This is a genomic window from Aeromonas sobria (assembly GCF_050266975.1).
Classification (GTDB): Bacteria; Pseudomonadota; Gammaproteobacteria; order Enterobacterales; family Aeromonadaceae; genus Aeromonas; species Aeromonas sobria_B.
Genome location: NZ_JBKISU010000113.1, coordinates 1 through 386 on the forward strand (window position 1 = coordinate 1; position 386 = coordinate 386).

General features: G+C 69.7%; 1 protein-coding gene. It reads left to right on the forward strand.

From position 1 onward, the window contains the following. The coding region (locus ACLHZ1_RS20670; protein WP_427263546.1) for a hypothetical protein at window positions 1-386 on the forward strand (386 nt) is incomplete at both ends.

Here is a 386-nt window from a genome sequence, read left to right on the forward strand (position 1 = left end):
ACCCTGCCGGGCGAGGCCCAGGCCGGTGACACCCTCAAGGTGAGCGGCCAGGCCGACCGCCTGTTGACCGATGCCGATATCCTTGCTGGCAAGGTGGGCTACGAGTTTGACCGTCCGGCCGACGGCGCGGCGCTGACCGTGACGGCGACCATCGTCGACGCGGCAGGCAACGTCTCGCCGGAAGGCAGCGACAGCGCGGTGATGGGCGACACCACTGCCACCGCGGCGCCGACCGTGGTCATCACCGAAGACAGCGACAACGACGGCACCATCGACCGCAGCGAGATCAGCGGCCAGGTAAACGTGGCAGTGACCCTGCCGGGCGAGGCCCAGGCCGGTGACACCCTCAAGGTGAGCGGCCAGGCCGACCGCCTGTTGACCGATGC